The organism is Mesorhizobium zhangyense (assembly GCF_011045115.1).
Taxonomy (GTDB): Bacteria; Pseudomonadota; Alphaproteobacteria; order Rhizobiales; family Rhizobiaceae; genus Mesorhizobium_M; species Mesorhizobium_M zhangyense.
Map to the genome: position 1 here is coordinate 1 of NZ_JAAKZG010000012.1, position 25,108 is coordinate 25,108.

General features: G+C 61.1%; 25 protein-coding genes and 1 riboswitch. Of the genes, 14 read left to right on the forward strand and 11 right to left on the reverse strand.

Features of this window, described 5'->3' with window-relative positions:
- Positions 1-279: 279 nt before the first annotated feature.
- A complete protein-coding gene (locus tag G6N74_RS22685; protein ID WP_165120289.1) occupies positions 280-975 on the reverse strand; it encodes a molybdate ABC transporter substrate-binding protein in 696 nt (231 codons plus the stop codon).
- 292 nt (positions 976-1,267) lie between these two features.
- On the opposite strand from G6N74_RS22685, the gene G6N74_RS22690 reads away from it, so the two are divergent.
- The 3 genes from G6N74_RS22690 (at position 1,268) to G6N74_RS22700 (ending at position 3,709) form a co-directional block, all read left to right on the forward strand.
- Positions 1,268-1,465 (forward strand): hypothetical protein, encoded by a 198-nt coding sequence (locus G6N74_RS22690; protein WP_165120290.1) that lies wholly within the window; start codon positions 1,268-1,270, stop codon positions 1,463-1,465.
- 247 nt (positions 1,466-1,712) lie between these two features.
- Entirely contained in the window at positions 1,713-2,384 is a 672-nt protein-coding gene (locus G6N74_RS22695; RefSeq protein WP_165120420.1) for a response regulator transcription factor, read from the forward strand.
- Positions 2,384-3,709, forward strand: coding sequence for a sensor histidine kinase (locus G6N74_RS22700; RefSeq protein WP_165120291.1), 1,326 nt, complete (start codon positions 2,384-2,386; stop codon positions 3,707-3,709). Before G6N74_RS22695 ends, G6N74_RS22700 begins: the two co-directional genes overlap by 1 nt.
- On the opposite strand, the gene G6N74_RS22705 is transcribed toward G6N74_RS22700, so the two are convergent.
- On the reverse strand, positions 3,710-4,528 hold the full coding sequence (locus tag G6N74_RS22705) for a DUF3313 domain-containing protein (protein ID WP_246245901.1): 819 nt from the start codon (positions 4,526-4,528) through the stop codon (positions 3,710-3,712).
- Positions 4,529-4,812: 284 nt separating this feature from the next.
- Between G6N74_RS22705 and G6N74_RS30895 the strand changes: the two genes are divergently transcribed.
- Positions 4,813-4,962 (forward strand): hypothetical protein, encoded by a 150-nt coding sequence (locus tag G6N74_RS30895; protein WP_312857913.1) that lies wholly within the window; start codon positions 4,813-4,815, stop codon positions 4,960-4,962.
- 179 nt (positions 4,963-5,141) lie between these two features.
- Here the strand turns inward: G6N74_RS30895 and G6N74_RS22715 are convergent, their stop codons facing one another.
- The 6 genes from G6N74_RS22715 to G6N74_RS22740 all read right to left on the reverse strand — a co-directional run bounded on the left by G6N74_RS22715 (position 5,142) and on the right by G6N74_RS22740 (position 12,737).
- A complete protein-coding gene (locus tag G6N74_RS22715; RefSeq protein ID WP_165120293.1) occupies positions 5,142-6,668 on the reverse strand; it encodes an ABC transporter ATP-binding protein in 1,527 nt (508 codons plus the stop codon).
- A complete protein-coding gene (locus tag G6N74_RS22720) occupies positions 6,581-7,375 on the reverse strand; it encodes an ABC transporter permease (protein ID WP_165120294.1) in 795 nt (264 codons plus the stop codon). The genes G6N74_RS22715 and G6N74_RS22720 overlap by 88 nt, the downstream gene beginning before the upstream one ends.
- Positions 7,376-7,389: 14 nt before the next feature.
- Positions 7,390-8,340, reverse strand: a complete 951-nt coding sequence (locus tag G6N74_RS22725) for an ABC transporter permease (RefSeq protein ID WP_165120295.1) — start codon at positions 8,338-8,340, stop codon at positions 7,390-7,392.
- Positions 8,340-9,899 (reverse strand): ABC transporter substrate-binding protein, encoded by a 1,560-nt coding sequence (locus G6N74_RS22730; RefSeq protein WP_165120296.1) that lies wholly within the window; start codon positions 9,897-9,899, stop codon positions 8,340-8,342. Before G6N74_RS22730 ends, G6N74_RS22725 begins: the two co-directional genes overlap by 1 nt.
- Before the next feature lie 54 nt (positions 9,900-9,953).
- On the reverse strand, positions 9,954-10,736 hold the full coding sequence (locus tag G6N74_RS22735; RefSeq protein ID WP_165120297.1) for a class I SAM-dependent methyltransferase: 783 nt from the start codon (positions 10,734-10,736) through the stop codon (positions 9,954-9,956).
- Between the two features lie 96 nt (positions 10,737-10,832).
- A riboswitch (cobalamin riboswitch) is annotated at positions 10,833-11,025 on the reverse strand.
- A gap of 806 nt (positions 11,026-11,831) precedes the next feature.
- Entirely contained in the window at positions 11,832-12,737 is a 906-nt protein-coding gene (locus tag G6N74_RS22740; protein ID WP_165120298.1) for a LysR family transcriptional regulator, read from the reverse strand.
- Positions 12,738-12,864: 127 nt separating this feature from the next.
- Here G6N74_RS22740 and G6N74_RS22745 point away from each other — a divergent pair, with 127 nt between their 5' ends.
- From G6N74_RS22745 to G6N74_RS22790, 10 genes are all read left to right on the forward strand, one after another.
- On the forward strand, positions 12,865-13,587 hold the full coding sequence (locus G6N74_RS22745) for a LamB/YcsF family protein (RefSeq protein WP_165120299.1): 723 nt from the start codon (positions 12,865-12,867) through the stop codon (positions 13,585-13,587).
- Positions 13,588-13,653: 66 nt separating this feature from the next.
- On the forward strand, positions 13,654-13,887 hold the full coding sequence (locus tag G6N74_RS22750; protein WP_091917564.1) for an acetyl-CoA carboxylase: 234 nt from the start codon (positions 13,654-13,656) through the stop codon (positions 13,885-13,887).
- On the forward strand, positions 13,887-15,251 hold the full coding sequence (locus G6N74_RS22755; protein WP_165120300.1) for an acetyl-CoA carboxylase biotin carboxylase subunit: 1,365 nt from the start codon (positions 13,887-13,889) through the stop codon (positions 15,249-15,251). Before G6N74_RS22750 ends, G6N74_RS22755 begins: the two co-directional genes overlap by 1 nt.
- A gap of 10 nt (positions 15,252-15,261) precedes the next feature.
- Positions 15,262-16,137 (forward strand): 5-oxoprolinase subunit B family protein, encoded by an 876-nt coding sequence (locus tag G6N74_RS22760; RefSeq protein ID WP_165120301.1) that lies wholly within the window; start codon positions 15,262-15,264, stop codon positions 16,135-16,137.
- A complete protein-coding gene (locus G6N74_RS22765) occupies positions 16,127-17,098 on the forward strand; it encodes a 5-oxoprolinase subunit C family protein (RefSeq protein ID WP_165120302.1) in 972 nt (323 codons plus the stop codon). The genes G6N74_RS22760 and G6N74_RS22765 overlap by 11 nt, the downstream gene beginning before the upstream one ends.
- Before the next feature lie 251 nt (positions 17,099-17,349).
- Entirely contained in the window at positions 17,350-18,102 is a 753-nt protein-coding gene (locus G6N74_RS22770; protein WP_165120303.1) for an ABC transporter ATP-binding protein, read from the forward strand.
- A complete protein-coding gene (locus G6N74_RS22775; protein WP_165120304.1) occupies positions 18,099-18,833 on the forward strand; it encodes an ABC transporter ATP-binding protein in 735 nt (244 codons plus the stop codon). Before G6N74_RS22770 ends, G6N74_RS22775 begins: the two co-directional genes overlap by 4 nt.
- Before the next feature lies 1 nt (position 18,834).
- Positions 18,835-19,740, forward strand: coding sequence for a branched-chain amino acid ABC transporter permease (locus G6N74_RS22780; protein ID WP_165120305.1), 906 nt, complete (start codon positions 18,835-18,837; stop codon positions 19,738-19,740).
- Positions 19,741-19,743: 3 nt separating this feature from the next.
- Complete coding sequence (locus G6N74_RS22785; protein ID WP_165120306.1) at positions 19,744-20,826, forward strand: branched-chain amino acid ABC transporter permease; 1,083 nt, start codon at positions 19,744-19,746, stop codon at positions 20,824-20,826.
- A 67-nt stretch (positions 20,827-20,893) separates the two neighbouring features.
- Positions 20,894-22,063, forward strand: a complete 1,170-nt coding sequence (locus G6N74_RS22790; RefSeq protein WP_246245888.1) for an ABC transporter substrate-binding protein — start codon at positions 20,894-20,896, stop codon at positions 22,061-22,063.
- Positions 22,064-22,207: 144 nt separating this feature from the next.
- Here G6N74_RS22790 and G6N74_RS22795 read toward each other — a convergent pair whose 3' ends face one another.
- The 3 genes from G6N74_RS22795 to G6N74_RS22805 form a co-directional block, all read right to left on the reverse strand.
- Positions 22,208-22,873 (reverse strand): nuclear transport factor 2 family protein, encoded by a 666-nt coding sequence (locus tag G6N74_RS22795; RefSeq protein ID WP_165120308.1) that lies wholly within the window; start codon positions 22,871-22,873, stop codon positions 22,208-22,210.
- Positions 22,870-24,252, reverse strand: coding sequence for an aspartate aminotransferase family protein (locus tag G6N74_RS22800; protein WP_165120309.1), 1,383 nt, complete (start codon positions 24,250-24,252; stop codon positions 22,870-22,872). Before G6N74_RS22800 ends, G6N74_RS22795 begins: the two co-directional genes overlap by 4 nt.
- A gap of 133 nt (positions 24,253-24,385) precedes the next feature.
- Positions 24,386-25,105, reverse strand: a complete 720-nt coding sequence (locus G6N74_RS22805) for a LamB/YcsF family protein (protein ID WP_165120310.1) — start codon at positions 25,103-25,105, stop codon at positions 24,386-24,388.
- Between the last annotated feature and the right edge of the window lie 3 nt (positions 25,106-25,108).

Genomic DNA, 25,108 nt, shown 5'->3' on the forward strand with positions numbered 1-25,108 from the left:
TTCCAGTAGAAATCAATCGCCGCCCCGATCTAATAAATCGGGGCGGCGTTTTGCGTTAGACCGTCTCGCGCCGCCGGCGGCACTGGTGTGAGCCGCGGCGCGCATTCCCGACTAGTAACGACGGGCCGGCCGAAACAGAAGCGCTGAGCCAAAGGCGATTAGATGTCTTTCATGCAGCGAGGGGATGTCTGCACTTCTGATTGCGGACATTGTTGGCTTTTGCGGCTGACGGAAGCTGAGGAGCTGATGTTGCGAATGTAGGAATTTGGATTGGGCCGCTCACGTAAACGCAAAGCGCGACATGCCCGCCGTCGCCAACTCGGCGTCTATTTCTGGTGAAGTGAGGAATTTCAAAATCAAGGCGGCACGCTCGTGAGGCGAATGACTCAGGAAGACTGATATGTCGATGTGCGCCCCCAAGTCGTCCGGGAAGATCGCTGCCGGCACGACGCCCGCTGCCGACAGGACCGTCGTCAGCGGCACCACACCAAATTGGACATCGCCAGCGGCGACTGCGGCCATCGGTTCGCCGGTGCCCATCGGTCTGCTCGTTGACTTCGTCATTTCAGTAAGGCGGAGCCGCTCCATCACCTGTAGATAGGTTTGACCGCTTGTGCCGGCTGCTGTGTATCCAATACTTTCTGCATCGTTGATGAGTGAAATGATGTCGCGAACACTTGTCACGACCGGGACGAAGCCTCCTTCTCTGCGACCGATGGCAAGCGGGACGCGGCCGAAGGCGCGATGACTCGACTCGCCGATGTGACCTTTAGTGATCAACGCAGAGACAAAATGCGGATTGGTGAGACCTACATCGAAACGCTCCCCATCCGCGATGCGCTGGGCAATCGCCGGATTAAGGTCTATGGCCTGATCGAGTGGTGTGCCCAACGCAGCCTCCAACCGGGGCACGAGAACCTTCATCAGCGCGCGCACAGCTACTGGATAGATAATCTTCGGGGCCGTCTCCTTCATATCCAGAAGCTACAGAAAGCCTGGCAGGCTGACAATCTTGCAATGCTTTACGTCCGAATATCACGGGTGGGCTCGCCAGCGCCCCTCCGCGGCGCGGTGAAGAGGTGGCAGCAACGCGCCTTCCTTGTTGCCCTTCATCATGACCCTGATCTCGTCCAAAAGCGGTCATCCCAATTCGCTTTCTTGGCGACGTATGACAGCTGGATCGTAGGATTTGTCTCAAACTCGGATTTCGTTGCTAGAAAGAGATTGAGGGACAAACTCAACCCGTCGTTTTTGTATCGGAATCGCTATGGGTGTTTTCAAGCGGGAGGCTGAGGTGCTCTTGGTTGGGCACGGAGATTGCAAATATCTTGCAAGCCAGCGGCTGAGCGAGCTAGCCGAATGGCCCGACCTGCGCATGGAGCGGCGCCGCATCGAAACCGGCCAGCAATCGGACATCACACTCGAATTCTTGGATCAGTGCGCGGAGATGGCACGCGGTCACTGAGTGTCGAGCATTTCGGCAAAACTGGGACGATCGCCGATCTCTGCAGGCGTTTCGGGATGGATGCCACAGGTATCCTCAAGGCCGCCGAGACGCTCGTGCCGAGCGGGCCCATTCGGCATTCGTCCATTTAAGAGCTGAGCTCGACATACAAAAATCGAAATTGAAGTCGCGTAGCGTCCGCCTGCTATCCGTAATGCTGCTGCAATCTCCGCAGGTGCAAGAACGGTCCAAAAAAGGGGCGGCCGCGATGCGGATCTTATTGATCGAGGATGAAAAGGCATTGGCGGAAGCGCTTACGGGAGCGCTGCGTAAACAGGGCATCGTTATAGATCACACCATGCTGCTCGGAGATGCGATCGAGCTGTCGCGCCAATACGTGTATGACGCAATCCTTTTGGATCGCCGCCTGCCTGATGGCGACGGTCTTGGTTTCATCCCAAAGCTGAGGCTGGCAGGCATCGACACGCCGATAATCGTTCTTACGGCACGAAACGAGCCGAAAGAGCGCGTTGAGGGGCTCGACGCCGGCGCGGACGACTATCTGGGTAAGCCCTTCCTGATCGACGAGTTGATGGCCCGCCTGCGTGCGGTGCTGCGCAGGCCGGCAAATCTGGCAGAACCGGAAATCACGGTCGGCCGAATAACCATTGATCCCGTCCATTTTAATGTGTCTGCCAATTCCAGGCCGATCGACATCCCCAGAAGAGAACTTATGGTCCTCGCCGCCCTGGCAAAGCGGAGCGGAAAAACCGTTCTTCGCTCCACCTTGGAGGCTGCGGTCTACAATTATGAAGACGAGATCCAGTCGAACGCGCTCGACACCCATATTTCGCGCCTGCGCAAGAAGCTGCTCGATGCCGGCGCCGGAGTGGCAATCCACAGCATAAGAGGCGTCGGATATCTTCTGAAGGAAGAGTGATGTCGGAAGGAAATACTTCGCTCAGGTGGAAGCTAAGCTGGCAGCTCAGCCTTGTATTCATCGTGATTGTCGCGCTGTTGATAGTCGGCCTGTCGCTCTATGGGGCAACAGTCCTTTCGCCCAATCTGGTCCTCGAGAAGAAAGTCTCCTCGGCCATGGAGGATGCGATAGTCCTTGATTCTCAAGGGCGCCTCGAAATACGCGACACGCCGGGTCTTCGGTCCATCAAGAGCCAGACCGAAGGGTTGTGGTACGTCGTTGCGACTGCTCGTGGCGAAATGGTTTCCTACGGCGAGATACCTGCATCCTATGCAGACCTCGCTCCCTTTGTGTACCGATTTCATGAAGCGGACATGAGAGGGGCGAATGCACGCGAAATCGCCTCGATCGAAAGCATCGATACCGCCGCGGGCAAAGTAAGGATCATGCTTGGAAAGACCTCTGGGCGCGACTGGGTCGTCCCGGCTCTTCTTGTTGGGCTGAACCCCATTTATTTACCTCTGCTCGGTCTCACGCTGCCTGCGATATTCCTGGCCGTACCCCGCATTGTCCAACGTTCGCTCAGTGGCGTGAACGATGTCGCCCGCAGGGCGAAGGCGATCGAACCGCGTAGCCGTGGCGCAAGACTTCCAACCAAATCTGTTCCGCGGGAGGTTGCCCCGCTGATCGCGGCGTTCAACGGAGCGCTTGAGCGTCTTGACGCCGAATTCCAGAAGAGACAGCGCTTTCTGGTGGATGCTGCCCATGAGTTGCGCACGCCGATAGCGATCATGCAGACCAGGATCGAAGGCATGGCAGAGGGGCAGGACCGTCAGCGCCTTCTGAAAGATGTTGCACGGTTAGGGGGAACTGCCGAACAGCTGCTCGATTTCGAGCGAAACGACCTGAACGAAGACCCCTTCGAGACGATCGAGCTGGTCGACATCGCCAGGATGGCGGTTGCCGACCTCGCTCCTCTTGCAATCGCGGCCGGATACGAAATCTCGTTCCACACCGACACAGACAAGCTCGAGCGGCAGGGCAGTCCATCGGCAATGACGCGGGTCATCAGCAATCTGGTTCGCAATGCCATCGACCACGGCGGGAATGTCGGCATGATTTCCGTATCCGTCTTTGCGGACGGACACGTCGAAGTCGCGGATCAAGGGCCGGGGATACCACTGGACCAGCAGCAACTGGTGTTCGAGCCCTTCTACCGGGTTACGCCGCGCTCGACAGGCGCCGGGCTCGGACTGAGCCTTGTCCGGCAGATCGTTACGAACCACGGTGGCCGGGTTCTGCTTGATAGCGGGACAGCCGGAACGAAGCTGAAAATCCGGATTTAGCTATTCAGGGAGTGACGGGCCGGTCTGCGCCGTGAGTGTTGTAACCGGCTTCCTGCCAGATTTGTCCGTCCAGGTAGGCGGCGCGCCGAATTTGTCGGCGACCATGCCGGCTATGCCGGGGGCCCGGCCGAAAGCCTCGCAGGCGGCATATTTCGGTTTGCCGCCAAGCATCGATTTCATTTTCTGACCTGAAGGTATCGCTATCTGCAACCCGGCAGGGATCTTCCCGCTGACGAGCATTTTGGAAAAGTCATTTCCGAAGGTAGAGGCCAGGCTATAGGCATCGCCGACCTCGGAGAACCTGGGTTTGTTCGAGATGGAATTCGCTCCACGGGACCAGACAATGGCAGCGCGCTGGATACCATTACGATCAAGCGCCTCGGCCTCAACTGCGAGACCTCCCAGGCCCATGGGCAGGCGAGGGATGCTGACCGGCAATACGGCGCCGCTACCCAGTGTTACGGCGGTCGAAACGCCTGCCATCGTCTTGTCCGTCGGCACCAGATCGGCAACCACGGCCCGCACGGTCAGGTCGGCAGGCCGCCCCGTTGGCACGACCTGGTATTTATCGCTGAGTGCGACGCACATCGCCCGATCCAGAGCATTTGCAACCAGTGCCCGGTCTTCTCTCTGTTTCACCCGAGCAAAAGCGCCGGGCGAATACGAAGTCGGTGAAATACTGACGGTTTTCACACCCGCCAAGGCCGGCCCGTCCACGAAGGAGCGCGACTTGCTGAACTTGCCTTTGACCGCGCCAAGGCTGCCATAGGATGTCAACGTTCCGGCTTCCTTGAGTGGAACCGTGCTGCAACCCGCCATGACCAGGGTCACGGGCAGCGCGATGCATGCGATTTTCAACTGGGACAGGCGGGCGGGGCCGATCGCCAGCTTGCTTGGCTCGGATATTGTGATGCTGCACATAGGTATCAGGCTTCCTGTGAAAGATGTCTCGGAAGACCCTGTGAGTGCAACATTGCCGCATCATTACGGGCGGATGACCAGCGCCAACGATCTCTCCAATTGCTTCGAGCCGTGAACGGAGGCGATCTTGTCATCAAAAGTGGCATTCCGTTGGTCATGGCCATGGATCGTCAACGACTGACGTGGTTGCGTCGATCCGAGCTGTAGCCGCTGCGCATGATGTCAAGCTGCGCCGATCCAGTGTCTGCCGGCTAGCGGTGACAGCAGAAGGCGTGAGCGACGCCATTCCGTATAAAACCAGGCCGTATTGTTCGCGCACTGCGAGGGTGTGATCATCGAGCATTTCGGTGACGCATTCCCGCTCCGGCGAATACGTCTGCCCAGACCTGACGAAGCCTAAGGTGCGACGGAGACTGCTGGAACTTGTCAGCACCCCCGGCCTAGTGCTCGGCCATCGCCTTTGCCGTGTTTGGAGCGACGGCACTCTTCGTTTCCTTCGAGATTGCCACGCTTACGCCCGCTCGCCTGAGGTATCCAACGGCACAACCTTGTCAGCGAACGAAGACACGACGCGCGGCTGATGGCTGATCAGAACGATTGCGACGTTCTGCTGGTCACGGAGCGAGCCCAGAAGCTCGAAAACGTCGCGCTGGACAATCGGGTCCACGCGCGAGGACGGCTCGTCGGCGACTATCAGGAGCGGGTCGAGCATCAGAATGCGCATCAGCGCCAGCCTCTGAGCTTCGCCGCCGGAAATCTCGTTGACCGACCGCTCCATCAGGCGTGCAGACAGCTTCATGCGCTCCAGCAGTTGGTCCAGGCGCTCCTTGAGTTTTGCTCCGCCTATGACATCTGCGAGGTCGACGAAATGCTGACCAATGGTTCGGTGGCGCGCGAAGACCGATGCCGGGTCCTGATGGAGCTTCTGGTACTTCCTGCGCAGGCGGGGCACGGTCCCTCTCGTGGCAGCGATATCGATGCCTTCCCACAGCACCGCGCCGGATGTCGCACGGTGGAGGCCCAGAAGGACGTCGCCAAGTGTCGTCTTGCCGATTCCACTTGGCCCGGTCACGGCTACGACCTGTCCTGCGTCGATCGTAAAGGAAAGATTCTCGAAAAGCGGCGCCTCGACACGATACCCGAAGGAGACATCGCGCAATTCCGCCACCGTCTTGCTCTGGGCCTTCGCGTGTGCGGTGCCGTTCGACCAGTTGGAAGGATCTGCCTGGAACAGGTCACGTGAATAGGCATTGCGTGGGTTCGCGAATAGTTCCTGGGCAGGCGCTGCCTCCACCACTTCGCCCGCTTTCATGACCACCGTCGTGCCGTCTAACTGCCGCGCCAGGTGGAGGTCGTGAGTGATGACGAGCACGCTTCGGCCTTCCGCGCGGAGGCGCCTCAATGCCGCCAGGCTCTGAGCTGCGCGAGCTTCGTCCAATCCTTTTGTCGGTTCATCGGCAACGACCAGAGACGCGTCGCTAATGAGTGCGGTGGCAAACAACGTCCGTTGAGCCATGCCTCCGGAGAGCTGGAAGGGGTACGCTTTGCCGACCGACGGAGAGAGGTCGAGTTCGTTCAGCGCGGCATCGATCCGCCTGTCATCCGATCCTTTCACCTGCATGAGCTGGCGACGGATGCGCATGGTCGGATCAAGCGCCCGGAACGGCTCCTGCGGCACCAGAGCCATCGTCGTCGACCATTGCGCCCGGAGCGCCGCCTCGTTCTCCAGCGCTATGCGATTTCCCTTGATCCAAACGGATCCCCTGGCCTGGAAATCGGGGGGCAGGAGGCCGAGGATCGACTGCGCGACGAGGCTCTTGCCGCTGCCGGTCTCGCCGATGAGAACGCACGCATCGCCGGGCGCCTCCCAGCGGAGCGACACCGGGCCGACCACGCGATGGCCATCGGCATCGGCAATCTCATCCAGCTGGAATTCGATCCTGTGATCGCTCATGACGGGCGTCCCGCGACCGCGGTGCTTCGTTCGGTTGTAAACAGGTGAGCGAATGCCAGAACCGAGAGGAAGATTGCGATGCATGGCGCAGCCAGCTGTACCGGCGCCTCGGAGATATAGGGCATCATCTCGCTGATCATGGCACCCCACTCCGGTGTTGGGGGGCGGATGCCAAGACCGAGGAAGCCGAGCGATGAGACCGAGAGGATTGCGCCGCCGATGGAAAGGATGCCGATCGGCAAGGTCGAGCGTATCACCGGAAGCAGGACGTGACGGCGCAGGATTGCCGTCGTCCGGAACCCCGCCATCTCGGCCGCCTCGACATGCGGTTCGGCCAGCACCTGGCCTGCCGTTGCTCGGGACAGCCGGGCGAATTGAGGCATGAGACCGAGAGAGATACCGAGCAGGATCGGGCCGGGGCCGGCTCCCAAGAACCCTGCCAGCAACAAGGCCAAAAGGATTCCCGGAAAGGCGAGAAGCAGGTCGACAAGGCGCATCAGTGCAGCTTCGACAAAACCGCCTCGGTAGGCGGCGATCATTCCGAGTGCGATCCCCACGACATAGGCGAATACGACGCAGAGTGCGGCAAGACCAAGCGATCTCGGCGCGGCATGCGCAACACGCAGGAAGACGTCACGGCCGAGATGATCGAAGCCGAAAGGATGCGGAAGGCTCGGACCCTCAAATGCCTTGAGCAGGTCCTGGGCGTTCGGGTCTCCCGGCAGGATGAGATGCACGCTGGCCGCAACCGCGAGGACTGTGATCGAGACGACTTGCATACGGCGCATCATCGGAGTGCCGCCCTTCATTGGCCGCGCTGCGAGAGCCGGGGGTCCAGCGCAAGGCTGGCGAGGTCTGCAGCGAGGTTGACGAGACCGTAGCCGACGGCTGCGACCAGTCCCGCGCCCATCACCATGGGAACGTCTCGCGACAGCATGGACGAGACCAGGAGATCGCCCAGGCCGGGAAAGTTGAAAAGGGTCTCGATCATGATGAAGCCGTCGACGACGGCGGCGAACTGGAGGGCGGCGAAGGCAACAATAGGGATCGCGGCGTTGCGCGAACCGTTCTCCCGCAGCGCTGCCGAAGCCGTGAGGCCCTTCGTCCGGGCGAAAGTGATGAAGAAAGCTCCATTGACCTCGCGGACAGTGTCCCGGATCAAGCGGATCGAAAAAGCCGACAGGCCGAGTGCGAGGGTTGCCGCCGGCAGGATGAGATGTTCCCACGAGCGAAATCCGGCCGGCGGCAACCAGCGCAGGGAGAGCGCGAAAATCGATATCAGTCCAATGCCCATCAGGAAGCTGGGAAGCGATGCCATCGTCACGCAATAGAACGAAGATATTTTGTCCACCCAGCCATGCGGGCGAAGCGCTGCGTAGATCCCGATCGGCAATGCCACCAGATAGGAAGCGAGCCAGCCGGCGATACCGAGGATGAGCGTGTTCTGCCCTCTGTTCCAGAGCTCGCTCGCGACGGGCTGGCGGGTGACGAGCGACATGCCGAGGTCGCCTGTCGCGATGCGTTCAATCCATTCGCCATATTGAAGGAGAATAGGGCGGTCCAGTCCTTCTTCCGCGGCAATCTCCCGGGCCTTGCCGACGTTGAGGAACTCACTGCCACCCCTGGCCTCGGCGATGCGGAGCGCCGTGTCTCCGGGAAGCGTGTGGACGAAAACAAAGCACATCGTGACGAGCGTCAGGGCGACCAGCGCAGTCTGCGCCAGCCTCCCGACGATCATGTTCGTCCAATGCGTCATCAGGCCTTGAAGCTCAGCCGGTCGAGATAGAGGCGCTGTTCAAAGGGATCGTTGACAAAACCATCGACGCGGTCGGAAACTGCGAAAATCTGGCTGTACCAGACGATTGGGATGGCAGGCAGATCCTCCTGAAGGATTTCGGTCAGGCGGCGACGGCTCGTCGCGCGAACCTTCTCATCCGTTTCACCATAGTAGGCATCGCAGAGCTTATCGAATTCCTCGTTGCGCCAGTTCGTGGCGCCCGTGTCCGACTGGTTGCGGGAATCCTCCACGACGAACTCGCTGGAAATGACCGCGATTCCGTCGGGTACGATCGCAAGATGGCGCGATGAGAAGCCAATGTCGAGCGTGCCGTTCTGCTTCGCCTCTACGATGGCGCTGGCTTCGCCGATGCTGATCGCCAGCTCGTAACCGACCGTCTTGAACATTGCCTGGAGTGCGGCGGCGATGACCGGCATCTCCGGGCGGTTCGGGAAGGTGCGGATGGTACCTGCGAAACGGACGCCATCTTTCGAGCGGATGCCGTCCGGCCCCTTCACCCAGCCTGCATCGTCCAGCAGGGCCTCGGCGGCGGCCATGTCATAGTCATAGCGAGGGAGGTCGTCGAAGTGCCAGTCCGGCATCACGGGCGGGAAGAGCTGCGTCGCCGCGAGATCGGCATTGCGCATGATGGTCTTTGCTATGGCCGTCCGGTCGATCGCGAGGCTCAAGGCGCGGCGTGTGCGAACGTCGGAGAACTGTGGTTTGCCGCAGTCGGGGTAGAGAGCATGTACGCGGGGATTGATGACTTCATGCACTTGCATGGTACCGGAACTGGCGATCCGCGAGACGCTGGGTGTCGGGATGTTCATGATCACGTCCGCATCGCCCGCGAGCGCCATGTTGGCGCGGGTCTCGCCATTTGCGACGGCCTCGAATTCGGCCCGCTCCACAACGGGTTTCTCGCCCCAATAGCCGTCATGACGCACCAGCGACAAGCGCCGTGGCAACTCGATGGCATCGACCTTGAATGGTCCCGTCGAGATTACCTGGGCGACCTGACCGTCCGGGCCGAACGCGGCCGGAGCGTAGACGCTGATTGCGTAGTCGCAGAGATATGCCGGCAGCGGTCCGAAAGGCTTTTCGAGATGGAATACGACCTCTTTCCCCTCGGCCGTGATCGACGCGATGTGGACTGCCGACAAGCGCCTTGCCTGAGGAAGGAGTGCCTCCATCGAGGCCTTGACTGCCTCGGCGGTGACCGGGGTGCCGTCATGGAAGACGATGCCCTCCCGCAACACGAAACGCCATTCTTTGGCATCGTCGGAGGCGGTCCAACTCGCGGCAAGGCAGGGCACGACGCTGCCGTCGGGCTGAAGCGCAGTCAATCCTTCGGCGATGCTTGCGCGGTTGAGGACGAAGCCGCTCTCGGCGGGTTGAATGCTCTTGAACTCCCAAGGCTGGATCGCGCGAATGCTCTTCGGTGCGTTTTCCTGTGCTTCAAGCCAACGCGGCGCGGCAAGAAGGGCGGCAAGCGTGCCGCTGCCAAGCAAGACTGTTCTGCGGGAAATATCGGTCATGAAATCCTCTGGATGTGTTCAATGGGGCTCAGGTTTCGGATGGGCGACGTGCAGTCATGATGAAGGACCGGCCGAGCGACTGCAGAAGGCCAAGACGGTCGCGCCACAGCCGGCTGCACGAAGCTGGGACGCCAGGACCCCCTGGAGCGGACCTGTGTGACCGTCGGTGAAGCCGGCGTCGCGCAGCATCCCGGTAAGTCGGTCTGGGAGCAGTCCTTCCCGGAAATAGAGCTGATCCTGGATCAGGCGGTGCGCGACCGCGTCATAGAGGACTGCGCGCGGTGAGATGCGGTCCCATATCTTTGCGACCCGAGCCGCTACCTTCGCGACAAGTGCCTGGTGCTGCCAGTTGCCGTCGATGATCACGAGGTGCCCGCCGGGTTTCAGGACACGCAGCCAGTCGCGGAACGCGTCTTCTGGAGCCAGCAGGGTCCAGACGAGATGCCTGCAGACGACCGCGTCATAGCGCCCGTCCGGAAGCATCGCGTTCTCGGCATCGCCGAGATAGAACCTGACATCATTGCCATGCTTCCTGCTGGCTCGCTCAATCATCGCCTCGGAAAGATCGAGACCTTCCACCTCGCAACCAAGCGCCCGCAGCACGCGTGTGAATTCGCCGGTCCCGCTCGCCAGCTCCAGAACGCGGCCGCCGCCGATACCCTCGGCGCTGTCGCCGATCAACCGTTTCCAGGTCGCCAGTTCGCGCTTGGAATGGATCCCGTGGGCGGGAGATTGATCGAACGTTTCCGAGCGACGCGACCAGTATTCGCGAATCTGCTCCTTCACATCGAAGTTCGAGCGCACGTGCGTCGTGTGGAGATATGGAACGTCGTGCATGGCGGACCCGGCCGAGCCTTTTACGAGCGGGGTGCGCCTGGGACCGCTTCGCCGTGGGAGGCCAAGCCGAAGCCTCCGAGACACCCCGCCCGGCGACAGTCCATGGTTTCGATGGCAGGTTTCCTGGCTCGCGGAGAATGCCTGACGCCTTCCCGGGATCACCCAGTGGCATATGTCAGGCTCATACCGCTTACAGTTGCGGGGGCAGCCGCGGCTTTGGACGATACCGTCCACACCGCATTCCCTTTTAACCTCTCGCAAGAGAGGCACCATCAAAGAATGGGTTAGCCAAAGCATCGTCGATACACAAGATATAGGGCTGAAGATTCTGTCGAACGCTGCCTGAAATCGAGTCGCTAATCATGAGCAACAAAGTGGCAGCTGTTCGAATGAACCTGGGAGATCGCTAAAAGGCAGTTTTACGGTAGAAGCTGTTCGACAGCGACCAGTTTGGTGCCGACCCCCAAGCTGCCGGGCGGCAACGCGCCCCGCTCAAGACGCTGATTAGCCGCCGCCTAAACGGCTAGGAGGGGTCGCTTCCTGCCATATTGGCCCTTCACGCGAAGCGAGACCTAATGAATTGTTCGAACTCGGGACTAGGCCTTACCGTGTGAGTCGCGATGTAATGGCGACAGCCTTCCGGCCAATGCCATCCTTCTAACTCGTACTCGACGCTGCCGTTTTTTCAACCGCATAAGCGGCACTGAGAAAATCCGTGAAATGTCATCCTTTCCGCCAGGGCTTCAGTTCGATCGAGCGCTGCGAGGAAAGATGACAGTCCACTCCATGCCGGATTGCAAGCCGGCCAAGGCAGTTCCGATACTTTATCGACGCTCTGCCGCCAAAACCCCTCCCGCCTTGTTTGGTTCCCCAAAAATTTTCCTCCTGCATAGAAGCAGAACGCGCGGCCGAAGTGCGGTTGATAGTGGAGCGCTTTCGCCTACGGTTTGAGATAGTTAACCTTTGCTACTTGCTGCTCCAGTCGAATGCTGCAGCGACGGCAGATTTACATGTGAACCGGGGTGAGACCTAGCGTAGATCACTGTAGAAACTTTTCGCCGTCGATATCGGTGATTTTGAGAGGATGGGCGGCAGTCATCCACCGCCGCCCATCGTCACGGACATGAAGGCGCGGAAGGTGGCGCCGGCAGGGCCGATGGGCCGGTTGCGCGACCATGCCAGGCCGACATCCATGCTGGGGATCGGCTCGACGAGGCCGCGAACCTCGATCCGCTGTCCCTCGAGCGACCATGGCCTGTAAACCATGTCTGACAGCACGGTAACGCCTATTCCCGCAGCCACCAGGGAGCGCACGGCCTCCACCGAACTTGTCGTCAGAACGGTTTTGGGTGTGAGGCCTGCGTTGTCCCAATAGCGAGACGCGGTCTTGCGTGCTTCGTCGACGGTCAGCATGATGTAGTCCTCGGCCGCGACATCGGCGAGGGTAATGTCCTTTCGGCCGAGCAGGTGATGATCGGCTGAAAGCCACAGCCGGCGGTTTGAGCGCATCAGCACTTCCTGGACGAGGTCGTCGGTATGCGCCAGGTTGGAGACCAGCATGACCGCCATGTCGATCTCCCCCCGCAGCAAGCCCTGCTCGAGCTCCTCTCTCGGAAGCTCGAGCAGCTCGACGTCGATTTGCGGATAGGTTTTGCGAAAACGCGCATAGTGCCGCGACATGTAGTAGCCGACGACCGTATAGGTCATGCCCAGGCGGAGCTTGCCGGACAGCCCGCTCTTTTCACGCAGCGGGCTCCGCACCGCGGCGGCGACCGCGCCGGTTATGACCCGCGCATGTTCCAGAAATCGCGACCCCTCCATAGTCAGTCTGACGCCGGTGTGGGTGCGTTCAAAAAGCTTTACCGCCAGGTCCGCCTCCAGCCCCTTGATGGCGGCGGTGACTGCCGACTGCGAGAGATTCAGCTCGGCCGCCGCGTGGCTGACCTGGCCAGTTTCCGCCGTCGCAATGAAATAATCGAGTTGTTTCAGTGTGATGGTCATGACCTTGGTCCAAGTATCTGTTTTTTTGATATCACAATCAAAAAACTACTATTTCACAAGTCCCCCGCGTTGCGTAAAAAATGCTGCAACGCCACAAAAGATGGCAGCTTTGAGGGGTAACAACACGATGACTGTCACACTGAACTGTGACATGGGCGAGAGCTTTGGCCTTTATAAAATGGGCGATGATGCTGGCATGATGCCGCTTATCGACGTAGCCAATGTCGCCTGTGGTTTTCACGCTTCCGACCCGGATCATATCCAATCGACCGTGCTTCGCGCAAAAGCCAACGGCGTCAAGGTTGGCGCTCATCCAGGCTTGCCCGACCTCCAGGGTTTTGGCCGACGCGAGATGCGCATGACGCGCGACGAAGTGAGGAACAGCGTCGTCTACCAGGTGGGAGCGCTCATGGGCTTCCTTAAGGCAGAGGGCGTGGAACTCCACCACATCAAGCCGCATGGCAGCCTGTATTTCATGGCGACGCAACAGGAAGCCGTTGCGCATGGTGTGTGCGACGCTGCCGAAATCTTCGGTGTGCCGCTCTTCGGCATGACCGGAACCCTGCACGAGAAGGTCTATCAAGAACGCGGCATTCCATTCGTCGCCGAGTTCTACGCCGATCTGGACTATGACGCTTCCGGCAAGCTCATCGTGACGCGAGTGCATGACGCCAAGGACCCTGCGGCGATGGCCGAGCGCTGCGTGCGCGCCATCACCGAGGGCAAGGGCACGACGGAAGATGGAGGCGTCTTCCCGGTTCGCTGCGAAACCATCTGCGTCCATTCCGACACGCCGAATGCCCTCGAAATTGCAAAGGCCGTGCGCGACGCCATCGCGCCCTGGCATTAAAGTCGATCCCAGCCGTCCCTACGGGCGGCTTTTTATCAGTTAGTCCGCAGATTTTTGGAGTTCGTTATGGCCCAGATTCTTTCGCCTCTTCCTGGTACCTTCTATCGGAGCCCTTCACCCGACAAGCCGCCTTACAAGGTTGACGGCGATGCGGTGGCGGCGGGAGACGTCATCGGTCTCATTGAGGTGATGAAGTCGTTCCATGAGGTCACGGCCGAGGCGTCCGGCACCAACATCCGCTTCCTTGCCGACAACGAGGATCCCGTTATGGCGGGCGCCCCTCTCGCGGACGTCGATTGATGCTGAAGAAACTTCTGATTGCCAACCGGGGCGAGATAGCAGTCAGGATCATCCGCGCCGCGCAGGATCTGGGTATCGCCACCGTGGCGGTGCATTCAGCGGCCGACACTGAGTCGCTGCATGTCCAACTGGCCGACGAGGCCGTCGACATTGGCCCGCCGGCGGCGAAGAAGTCCTATCTGAACATCGACGCGCTTTTGAAGGCGGCCCGTGATACCGGCTGTGACAGCGTTCACCCCGGCTATGGGTTCCTCGCTGAAAATGCTGCGTTTTCCGATGCAGTCACTGCTGCCGGACTGGTCTTCGTCGGTCCATCCGGGGAGGCGATCCGCCTGATGGGCGACAAGGTATCCGCGCGTTCGGCAGCAGCAGCCGCCCATGTTCCGGTGGTGCCGGGCTCAACGGGCCGGGTAGAGGGCATCGAGGCAGCCCGCGAGGTGCTGATTGACACTGGCTTTCCGGTGATGATCAAGGCTGCCGCAGGTGGCGGCGGGCGGGGAATCCGCATCGCCAACTCGCTGGCCGAATTCGAGCAAGCCTTTCCGCAGGCCGAGGCCGAAGCGCTCGCAGCCTTCGGCGACGGTGGGCTCTATATGGAAAAGGTCATCGGCAAGGCCCGCCATATCGAGGTTCAGGTGCTGGCGGACGGAAAAGACGCCATTCACTGCTACGAGCGCGAGTGCTCGCTGCAGCGGCGGCGGCAGAAGGTGTGGGAAGAGGCGCCGTCACGCGCTTTGCCTGATCGGGTGCGGCAAGAGCTCTGCGCTTCGGCGGTCGCGCTGGCAAAGGCCGTCGGCTATTCCGGCGCGGGCACGGTGGAATATCTTTACGACGACGAAGCCGACCGCTTCTACTTCATCGAGATGAACACCCGCATTCAGGTGGAGCATCCGGTCACCGAGGCGATCACTGGCATCGATCTCGTTGCCGAGATGCTGCGCATCGCCGGCGGCGAGAAGCTGCGGCTTCGCCAGGGCGATGTTTTGGTCAGGGGACATGCGATCGAGGTGCGGCTCAATGCCGAGGATCCCGCGAGGGATTTTGCACCGTTCCCCGGCCAGGTCGGCGAGCTTCGCATACCGGGCGGTCCCGGCGTGCGCTTCGATTCCATGCTCTATCAGGGCTATCAGGTGCCGCCCTTCTACGACTCGCTGCTCGCCAAGCTGATCGTTCACGCCGAGACGCGGGAGGCCGCGATCACCCGTCTTGCCCGCGCGCTTCGCGAGCTGAAGATCGGTGGCCTCAAGACAACCAAGCCGCTCTTTCTCGCGCTTGCCGCCGACCCGTCGGTGCAGGCCGGGGAGGTGCATACACGCTGGCTGGAAGGCTGGCTCACCGAAAACGCTGCAGCATTGGCAGACTGAAAGGAGACCGATGTCGATACGTTTCAACTTCGGCGGTGACGAACACATCTTCGGCGAAGTGTCCGAGGAGATGTCGCTGGCCTCTTTCTTCACCGGCCTTTCAATGACCAACGCGGTGCGCGCTGCCAACATCAAAGGTGTGACGGAAATCTGCCCGGCGAATGCCAGTTTTCAGATACGGTTCAATCCGGACCTGCTCGCACCGCAGGACCTGCTCGCCGAGCTCCAGTCGATGGAAGAGGCAGCTTCCAAGGCAGATCCGGTGCTGAAGACCCGGATCATCGAACTGCCGGTTTATTTCCAGGATCCGTGGACGCATGAAACCTGCCTGCGCTTCCGCGAGCGTCATCAGGATCCCTCGTCCACCGATCTCGAATATTCGGCTCGTATCAATGGCTATGCCACGGTGGAGGAGTTTATCGCAGCCTATTCCGGCCAGCCCTGGTTCGTCTCTATGGTCGGTTTTGTCGCCGGCTTGCCTTTCCTGTACCAGATGGTCGAGCGCCAAAAGCAGATTCAGGCGCCGAAATATCTGCGCCCGCGCACCGACACACCGAAGCTCACCATTGGTCATGGCGGGTGCTTTGCGGCGATCTATTCGGTGCGAGGGGCGGGCGGCTACCAGATGTACGGAGTGACCCCGGCCCCTATCTACGATCCGGCCAGGAAGGTGCGCTACCTCTCCGACGAGATGTGCCTGTTCAAGCCGGGCGATATCGTCAAGTTCAAGTCCATAAGTCGCGACGAATATGACGCCACGTTTGAGGAGATCGAAGCGAACCGATGGCAGCCAACGGTGCGCGAATGCACCTTCAGCCTCACCGACTTCAATCGCGATATCTACGGCACCAACGCAAAGCTTATGGAGCTTATCAATGGCCGTTAAGGTAATCTCCCCTGGCCTCTCCACCTCTGTGCAGGACCTTGGCCGCCCGGGCCACTACCATGTCGGCATCCCCGAAGGCGGCGGCATGGACCGCTTCGCCACCCGTATCGCCAACCTGCTTGTCGGCAACGATCCTGGTGCGGCCCTGCTTGAAGCCACCTTCATGGGGCCAGAACTCGAGTTCACGCAGGCTGTAACTGTCGCGGTCACCGGCGGTGAGCTGCCGCCCAAGCTCAATGGCGAGGAACGGTCGACCTGGGAAAGCTTTCCGGTGAAGGCGGGCGACCGGCTTTCCTTTGGCTACCTGAAGGGTGGCGCGCGCGCTTACATCGCCGTTTCCGGCGGCATTGACGTACCCTTGGCCCTCGGCTCGCGCTCCACCTACATTCTGGGCGCGCTTGGCGGCCATGAGGGCCGCACGCTGAAGGCAGGCGACGAGCTTCCCATCGGCCAGGGCTCCGGGAGAGCCGGTCGTTCGCTGCCTGCAAACCTGCGCCGTGCGCAAAGCGCTCCGTCGGAACTGAGGATGCTTCCCGGCATCTACTGGCACCGGATCACCGAGGCCGCCGGCAAGCGGTTCTTCGAGGAAACATGGAAGGTTGCGCCGGAGGCTGACCGCATCGGTTATCGTTTCCGTGGCGGCACGCCACTGGAATTCATCGAGCGCGAGCAACCCTTCGGTGCTGGCTCCGATCCGTCGAACATCGTCGACGCCTGCTATCCCTATGGTTCGGTCCAGGTGCCGAGCGGGACCGAACCGATCGTTCTTCATCGCGACGCAGTTTCCGGTGGCGGCTACATGATGGTGGGTGTGGTGATATCGGCCGACATGGATCTGATAGCCCAGCTCCAGCCGCACACGCCGGCCCGGTTTGTTCCCGTGACGCTGGAGGAGGCGCTGGTAGCTCGAGTGGAAGGCAACGCCGCATTGGCTCGCGCTGAAGAGTATCTGGCCGGTTGATATCGGCCAGGAAACTGCCGGCGGAGGAGCCGGAAGGGAGGGGATCGGTCGGCCAAAACCGGCCCCGGCGTGCCAGAAGACAAAATCCGGCGCGCGAAACGACAAGACGATGCCAGCAAATGGCATGAATTTGGCCATCCGAGCGATCCGTTAGAGACCGCCGGAACCGATAGGGGAAGACATTCGCAACTTGGCTGGCCAAAAGGCCGGACGCTGCGCGCCTTTCCGTCGGCAACAAGAAGGAAAGGGACATGAGTCATCTGAGCGCGGAGAACGTCTCGGTGGCGTTTGCGGGGCTAAAAGCCCTGTCGGCTGTCGACCTCCAAATCATGCCGGGCCGCATCAGCGGCCTCATCGGTCCGAACGGCGCGGGCAAAACCACACTCGTCAATGTGCTGACGGGCTTCCAGACACCAACGGAAGGCGCCGTGAAGCTCGACGGAGAAGCGCTGACGGGCCTCAAGCCACACTTGGTCAGGCGGCGCGGCATTGCGCGAACCTTCCAGGGCGGCCGGCTTTTCCGCGACCTGCCGGTGGTGGACAACCTCGAAGTGACGGGCGTGGGGCTCGGCATGAGCCGCCGCGCGGCCATTGCAGAGGCGGAAGCGATGCTTGACTGGATCGGCATCGCCTCGCTGGGCTCGCGTATCGCGGGAACCTTGCCCTATACGGACGAGCGACGGGTGGCCATCGGCCGCGCCCTTATGGGCCGCCCCGCCTACATCCTGCTCGACGAACCTGCTGCCGGCATGAGCGGACCAGAATCGAAGGAGCTTTCCGCACTCATCCGCCGCATCGCCACCGACCTCGGATGCGGCGTTCTGCTCATCGAGCACAATGTCGGGCTCGTGCTCGGCCTTTGCGAGCATATCGTCGTGCTCGATTCCGGAGCCATCATCGAGGAAGGCTCCCCAGTGTCGATTCGCGGCAGCGAGAAGGTGCGACACGCCTATATGGGCACGACCGCGGATGCCGACCTGCCGGTGCTGGAGGTGATGGAATGAGCCTTCTTGCCCTTTCCGATATCACCATTCGCTACAGCAGACTCACAGCAGTCCGTGATGTTTCCTTCTCGATGGCCGAGGGAGAAATCCTGTTCATCACCGGCCCGAACGGAGCCGGAAAATCGTCGCTTCTGCGAGCGATCGCCGGGGTCACGCCGGTAGCGGGCGGGCGGATCGACCTTGCCGGCCAGGAAATCACCAGCCAGGCGCCGGAGAACATCGCCCGCCTCGGCTTTTCCATGGTGCCGGAGGGACGCGAGGTCTTCGGCTCTCTGACTATCGAGGAAAATCTTCTGATCGGCACCGGCATGCACGCCAACAATCGCGGCTGGCGTACGCGTGCAGCGAGCGAGCTGGAAGCCGTCTACGCAACCTTCCCGATGTTGAAGGAGCGGCGGAATGGACAGGCGGGACTGCTTTCGGGCGGCCAGCAGCAGATGCTGGTGATCGGACGCGCGCTGATGACCAATCCGAAGCTGATCGCCATCGATGAGCCTTCGCTTGGCCTTGCTCCCAACATCACCGACCAGGTCTACGAGCGGCTGATCGTGCTGCGCGCCCAACGCGGGCTCACGCTCCTCATCGTCGAACAGAGTTCGGCTCGCGCGATGATGGTGGGCGGGCGGATGATCCTGATGCGGGGTGGTCAGATCGTACTCGACGGCGACGCCCGCACGCTGGGCAATGGCGAGGCGATACAGGCTGCCTATTTCGGCTACGAGGACCACTGAGATGCTTCAGATCCTGTTCGACGCGCTCTCGCTCGGTTCGCTGTATGCGCTCGGCGCACTCGGCATTGCCCTCATCTTCGGCGTCATGCGGCTCGTGAACTTCGCCCATGGCGACGTCATCGCCTTCTGCGTCTTCGCCCTGCTGTGGCCGTCCACGGACGCAATGGCCATCGTCTTTGCCGGTCAATTGCCATGGTACCTGCTGGTACCCTTCGTTCTCCTGTGCGGGGCGGGTCTGTCGGTGCTTTGCGAAATCGTCGTCTTTCGCAGGTTCCGAAAGGCAAATCCGGCGACGATGATGATCACCTCTTTCGCGCTTGGCTTCGTCATCCGCTACTTCCTGCTGATGCTTTACAGCAGCCGGCCGAAATCCATTTCATTGCTGCCGACACTTTCCCAACCGGTCGAAATCTTCGGCGCCCGGCTTCCGCTCCTGCAACTGATAACGATCATCGCCACCATGGCCATACTGATCGGCCTGACGCTGTTCCTGCGCCAGACACGCTTTGGTCTGGAAATGCGGGCGGCGGCGGAAAACTTCTCGATGGCGCGCATGCTCGGCGTTCGCGCCAATCGGGTGATCATGGGCGCGTTCGCGTTGTCGGGCGCACTTGCCGGGGCCATAGCCCTGATCTTCGGCAGCCAGACGGGCACTGCCGATATCCAGATGGGCGCCTCGATCATGTTGATGGCCTTTATCGCCACCGTCATCGGTGGCCTGGGCAGCCTTGGAGGAGCGGTACTTGCCGGCTTCCTGCTCGGCGCGGCTTCGGTGGTGATGCAGGTGATGCTGCCCGTCGACGCCCGGCCTTTCCGCGACGCCTTCGTCTATGGCGCCGTCATCCTCGTGCTTCTCTTCCGTCCTCAGGGACTTATTGCCGCCCGCGGCACCAAGGAAAGGGTCTGAACCATGTCCGCAGTGGTATCGGAAACTCCGCTTGCCGGCGTTGTCAAAGCCGCTAAAAAGCCGGCGCGTTTCTCGCTGGCGCGCCGCACGATCATAACTCCGATCCTGCTCTCGCTTCTGCTGATCGCCATCACTCTGATCACCGTGATGACGGGGTCGCGCCCCTTCAACCAGACGGTGATCGACGTTCTTGTCCGCGTCATCTTCGTCGTGGGGCTCTACATCTTCATCGGCAATTCGGGAGTGCTCAGCTTCGGGCATGTCGGCTTCGCCTGCCTTGGTGCCTATGCCACCGCCTGGCTCACCATCAATCCCATCATGAAAAGCAGCGCCTTGCCGGGGCTGCCCGAATGGCTGCTGCAGACGCGGCTTCCTTATTGGGAGGCAGCGGTTCTTGCCGCGCTTTTTGCCGGCGTAGCGGCGTTGATATTCGGCAGGGTGTTGATGCGGCTTTCAGGCATCGCCGCGTCGATCGCCACCTTTGCCGTGCTGGCGATGATCAACACCATCTATTCCAACTGGGACAGCGTTACGGGCGGAACCTCGTCGGTCGTCGGCATTCCCATCATCCGCACGATCTGGCCATATCTGATCGGTGCCGTCGTCGCCATCTTCATTGCCTGGGCACATGCCATTTCGCGTTCCGGCCTCGCGCTGCGTGCGGCACGGGACGAACCCATCGCGGCCTCGGCGTCGGGCGTTGACATCCCCAAGGAACGCCTCGTGGCCTTTGTGGTTTCGGGCGCGGTGATGGGTTTGGGCGGCGCGCTCATGGCGCACTCAATCGGTGTCGTCACACCCGACACCTTCTATCTCAGCCTGACATTCACAACCCTCTCCATGCTGGTCGTCGGTGGCATGGGCAGTCTCTCAGGCGGAGTGATCGGCGTCGTGCTTCTGTCCGCCCTCATCCAGGCGCTGCGCTGGCTGGAGGCGGGCGTGCCGATCGGCGAGTCCACTTTCGCAATGCCGAAGGGGCTTCAGGAAATCGCCCTCGGCATCATCATGATCGTGATCCTTGCGCTTCGCCCATCCGGCCTCATGGGCAATCGCGAAGTCACCTTACCCCGCAGAAACCGTGGCTAACCGGCGGCAGGAAGCCGACCGGAGATCAACAAGGAGATGTCCAATGGCGTACAAAATGAGAATTGCGATGACAGCTTTGGCTGTGTTGTCGGTGGCGTACCCCGCACTGGCCGATGACGACAAGATCGTTGTCGGTTTCGCCACGGCGGAATCGGGCTTCATGGAAGCCTATGACAAACCCGCCCAGGAAGCGGCCATGATCCGCATCCAGGAGATCAACGCGGCGGGCGGTCTGCTCGGCAAGCAGATTGAGGTGGTCAAGGCCGATACCAAGTCCGACCGTGCCGAAGGCGCCAAGGCGGGTCTTTCGGTGCTCGACGGGGGTGCGGACCTTGTCGTCGTCTCGTGCGACTACGACTTCGGCTCCCCAGCTGCGCTAGCCGCCGAGGATGCAGGCCAGGTCTCATTCTTCCTGTGCGCGGAATCGATCAAGGCCGGTATTCAGGGCGTTGGCCCGCACAGCTTCTCAGCTTCGGTACTGGCACCGGTTCAGGGCGCGACCATGGCCGAGTGGGCCTTCAAGGAGAAGGGTGCAAAGGATTTCTACCGTCTGCTCGACACCTGGACGGTGTACAACAAGGGTATCTGTGACGGCTTCGACTGGATGATGCCCAAGCTCGAGGCCCAGGGTGCAAAGCTTGTCGGTGAAGACACCTTCAAGAACGAAGACGCGTCCATCGCAGCCCAGATCACCCGCATCAAGTCCCTGCCGAAGGAGCCGGATGCGATCATGCTATGCACCATGATGCCGGGCGCCGTCTCGGCCATCAAGCAGCTTCGCGCCGCCGGTATCAACTCGATGATCCTCAACGGCTCGGGCGTGGATGGCAGCTATTGGCTTTCGGCGGTGCCGGATCTGTCGAACTTCTTCGTCCCTGTTCAGGGCTCTATCTATGGTGACGATCCGAGCGTCGACGTCAACAAGTTCAATGCCACCTATAAGGAAAAGACCGGTGCCGATCCGTCGAGCCAGTACGTCTATCCCGGTTACGTCATGATTGACGTCTGGGCCAAGGCGGTTGAACGCGCAGGCACTACAAAGGCTGATGCGGTCGTGGCGGAACTGGAAAAGATGAAGGACGAGCCGACGCTGTTTGGTACCCGCACCTTCACGCCAGAGCTGCATCACCAGAACAAGGCGCGCTATCTGATCGTGGAAACCAAGGCCGGCAAGCCTGGCGTCGTCGGTAATTGGACGATCTCCGAGCCGGTCCCGATGGAAGCCCTGCTGAAGTAAAGGACGGAAGAAGGGCCGGACCAGATCCGGCCCTTCATGCAAAAGGCCCGGTCGTTGCCGGGCCTTTTCTTTTTTCTGCGAGGGACATTTCGAACTCAGGAGGGACCGCCGTTTGGACCGCGCCTTGGCAACTTGAGATATCGGCTATCCGCGCGCCTTGCGGTAGGAATCCTTCAGCGAGATGAGGTCGCCGGAAAAGGCGAAGATATCGCAGCCATCGACTTCGACCTGCTGCCCCGCTGTTGTGGTGCCGACGAAGCGCCAGGACGAGAGGCCGGTGTCGCCGGTCACGATGTGGCTTCCCCTGGTCCATGCCGCTTGCGGAAAGGCATCGATCAAAGCCGCATAGGCAGCGCGCACGGCGGTCCTCCCCAAATGCCTGCGCCCTTCCGCGTCGGGACCGGCAGAACCGTGGAAGGCGCAATCCTCGGCCATGCAGTCCATCAGCGCGTCCACATCGCGAGCATTCCATGCCGCCAGGAAACGGTCGAGAACCGCAAGCCTGCGGGCGGAGAGGTCGCTGTCCACCACCTCGACCTCCAGGAAGGCGAGGGGCGCGTCGCCCGCATTGACGACATTATGGGCGACGCCGGTTCGCCGCGAATAGGGAACCCCCTGGGTGAGCGCTGCCTGCGATTGAGCGCCGTCAGGACCCTCAAGGCCGAGCTTGCCGTCAGTCAGTGGCACGATGACGTAATCATGGCCGTGGATGTGCCGCCCCGTCTCGGCCCCGGTGGCAAAGCGCCATTCGGTCACACGGAAACGGTCGTCGTCGATATGGGTAACGGATTCAGCTTTCGGGCGGCTCATTCCAGTCCCTCCTCCGCCACGGCACTGGTCAGGCGTTCGAGTGTCCGGCCCATGCGCGCCATGATCTCCCTGACATCGTCTTCCGTCGAAATCAGTGGCGGGCAAAGGGCCAGCTGATCGCCAATGGCGCGGAAGATGAGGCCTTCCTCGTGGCCGATCCCTGACGCGATAGCACCGGCACGCCCGACCGTCGCGAAGGGGCGCTTGGTGGCCTTGTCGGCCACCAGTTCGACGGCTCCGATAAGACCTGTGCCGCGTGCTTCGCCGACCAGCGGGTGATCGGCAAAGGAGCGGATGCCGGCCTGGAACGAAGCTTCAAGCCTAGCTGCGTTGCCGATCAGATCATGTTCCTCGAAGATGGCGAGGTTTTCCAGCGCCACCGCGGTTGCCACCGGGTGGCCCGAGGCGGTGAAGCCGTGGCCGAAATTGCCGATAGTCGCCGTGTTGTCGGCGATCGCCTGGTAGATCGCTTCCGAAAATACCACGGCCGCCAGCGGCATGTAGGAGGACGTGATCTGCTTGGATAGGGTCATGATATCGGGCGTGAAGCCGAATTTCTGGCAGCCGAAGGGTGTGCCGAGACGGCCGAAACCGCAGATCACCTCATCGGCGATCAGGACGATGTCGTTTGCCCGACAGATTTTCTCGACACCTTCCCAGTAGCCGGCCGGGGGCGGCAGAACGCCGCCGGCGGCCATGACCGGCTCGCCGATGAAGGCGGCAATGGTGTCGGCGCCTTCCTCTGCGATTACGGCTTCGAGTTCGGTGAGCAGGCGCGCGGTGAAGGCCGTTTCGTCCTCGCCTTCCATGCCGAACCGGTAGAAGTGCGGGCAGGTCAGGTGGCGAACCGGGATCGCCGGCAGGTCGAAGTCGCGATGGTTGACCGGCAGGCCCGTGAGGCTGCCGGAGGCGACGGTGATGCCGTGATAGCCCTTGGTGCGTGCGAGGAACTTCTTCTTCTTGGGCCGGCCGAGCGCGTTGTTCATGAACCACATCATCTTGACGATGGTGTCGTTGGCTTCCGAGCCAGATGACGTGAAGAACACGCGTGTCAGGTTCTCAGGTGTTATCTCCACAAGTTTCTCGGCGAGCCGGATGGAGGGCTCATGCGCCTTTGAGGAGAATGTGTGGTAGTAGGGCAGCTTGAGCATCTGCTGATAGGCCGCATCGGCCAATCGCTTTTCCGAGAAGCCGACGGCCACCGACCAGAGTCCGGCGAGGCCTTCGATATACTCCTTGCCTCGCTCGTCATAGACGCGAATGCCTTCGCCACGGCTGATGACCAACGGCCCGGTTTTCTCATGCTGGCGCAGGTTGGTGTACGGATGCATCGTGGTCGCGATGTCGGCTGTGGCGAGAGAGTTGGAAAGCGTGTCCATGAAAGTCCTCAGCGGCTTGGGGAAATGGTAAGCGGTTTGAGATCGAGATGCGCTTCGATCCCGTACAAGAAGCCTTCGTGGCCAAGGTCGCTATCGGAAAGCCGGGTATCGCCAGCAGGCAGCATGATGAACCTCAGGAATGCGTGTCGATGACCCGCCGCATCAGCGCGGCGACATCGCGCGCGTTGGGCGGATCGGAGTGAATGCATGCCGTGCCGAAGGATATCGGGCGGACCTTGTTGTCCGTCGTCACCAGTTCGTTGCGGGTGAGCGCACGCGACATGCGGTCTTCGGCGAGCTTTAAATCGATGGCCGACTGGACGCGGGGAATGATCAAGCTGCCGTCCGGCGCATAGGTGAGGTCGGGGAAGAATTCGCCGATGAACTCCACGCCGAGTGCCTGGGCCGCCGTCTCGTGACAGGTTCCCGCCATGCCGAAAAGCGGTACGCCAAACGGCTTGACGGCTGCGGCAATGGCACGGGCGGTGTCCATGTCGCGCGCGGCCATGCCGTAGACGATGCCATGCGGCTTCACGTGGCTGAGTTGACCGCCCTCGGCGACCAGCATCCCTGTCAGAGCGCCAATCTGGTAGAGGAAGGCCGCGGTCAGTTCTTCCGGCTGCAGTTTCATTTCGCGCCGGCCAAACCCCTCGCGATCCGGAAGGGAAGGGTGCGCGCCGACATTCTTGCCATGCGACAGCGCCAGCCGGACCGTCTTCAGCATCGTCCATGGGTCGGAGGCGTGGAAGCCACAGGCGATATTGGCGCAGTCGATATATGGCATGATGCCGGTGTCGTCGCCGAAGCGCCAGTTGCCGTAACTTTCGCCCATGTCGCAGTTCAGGGTGACCATGGT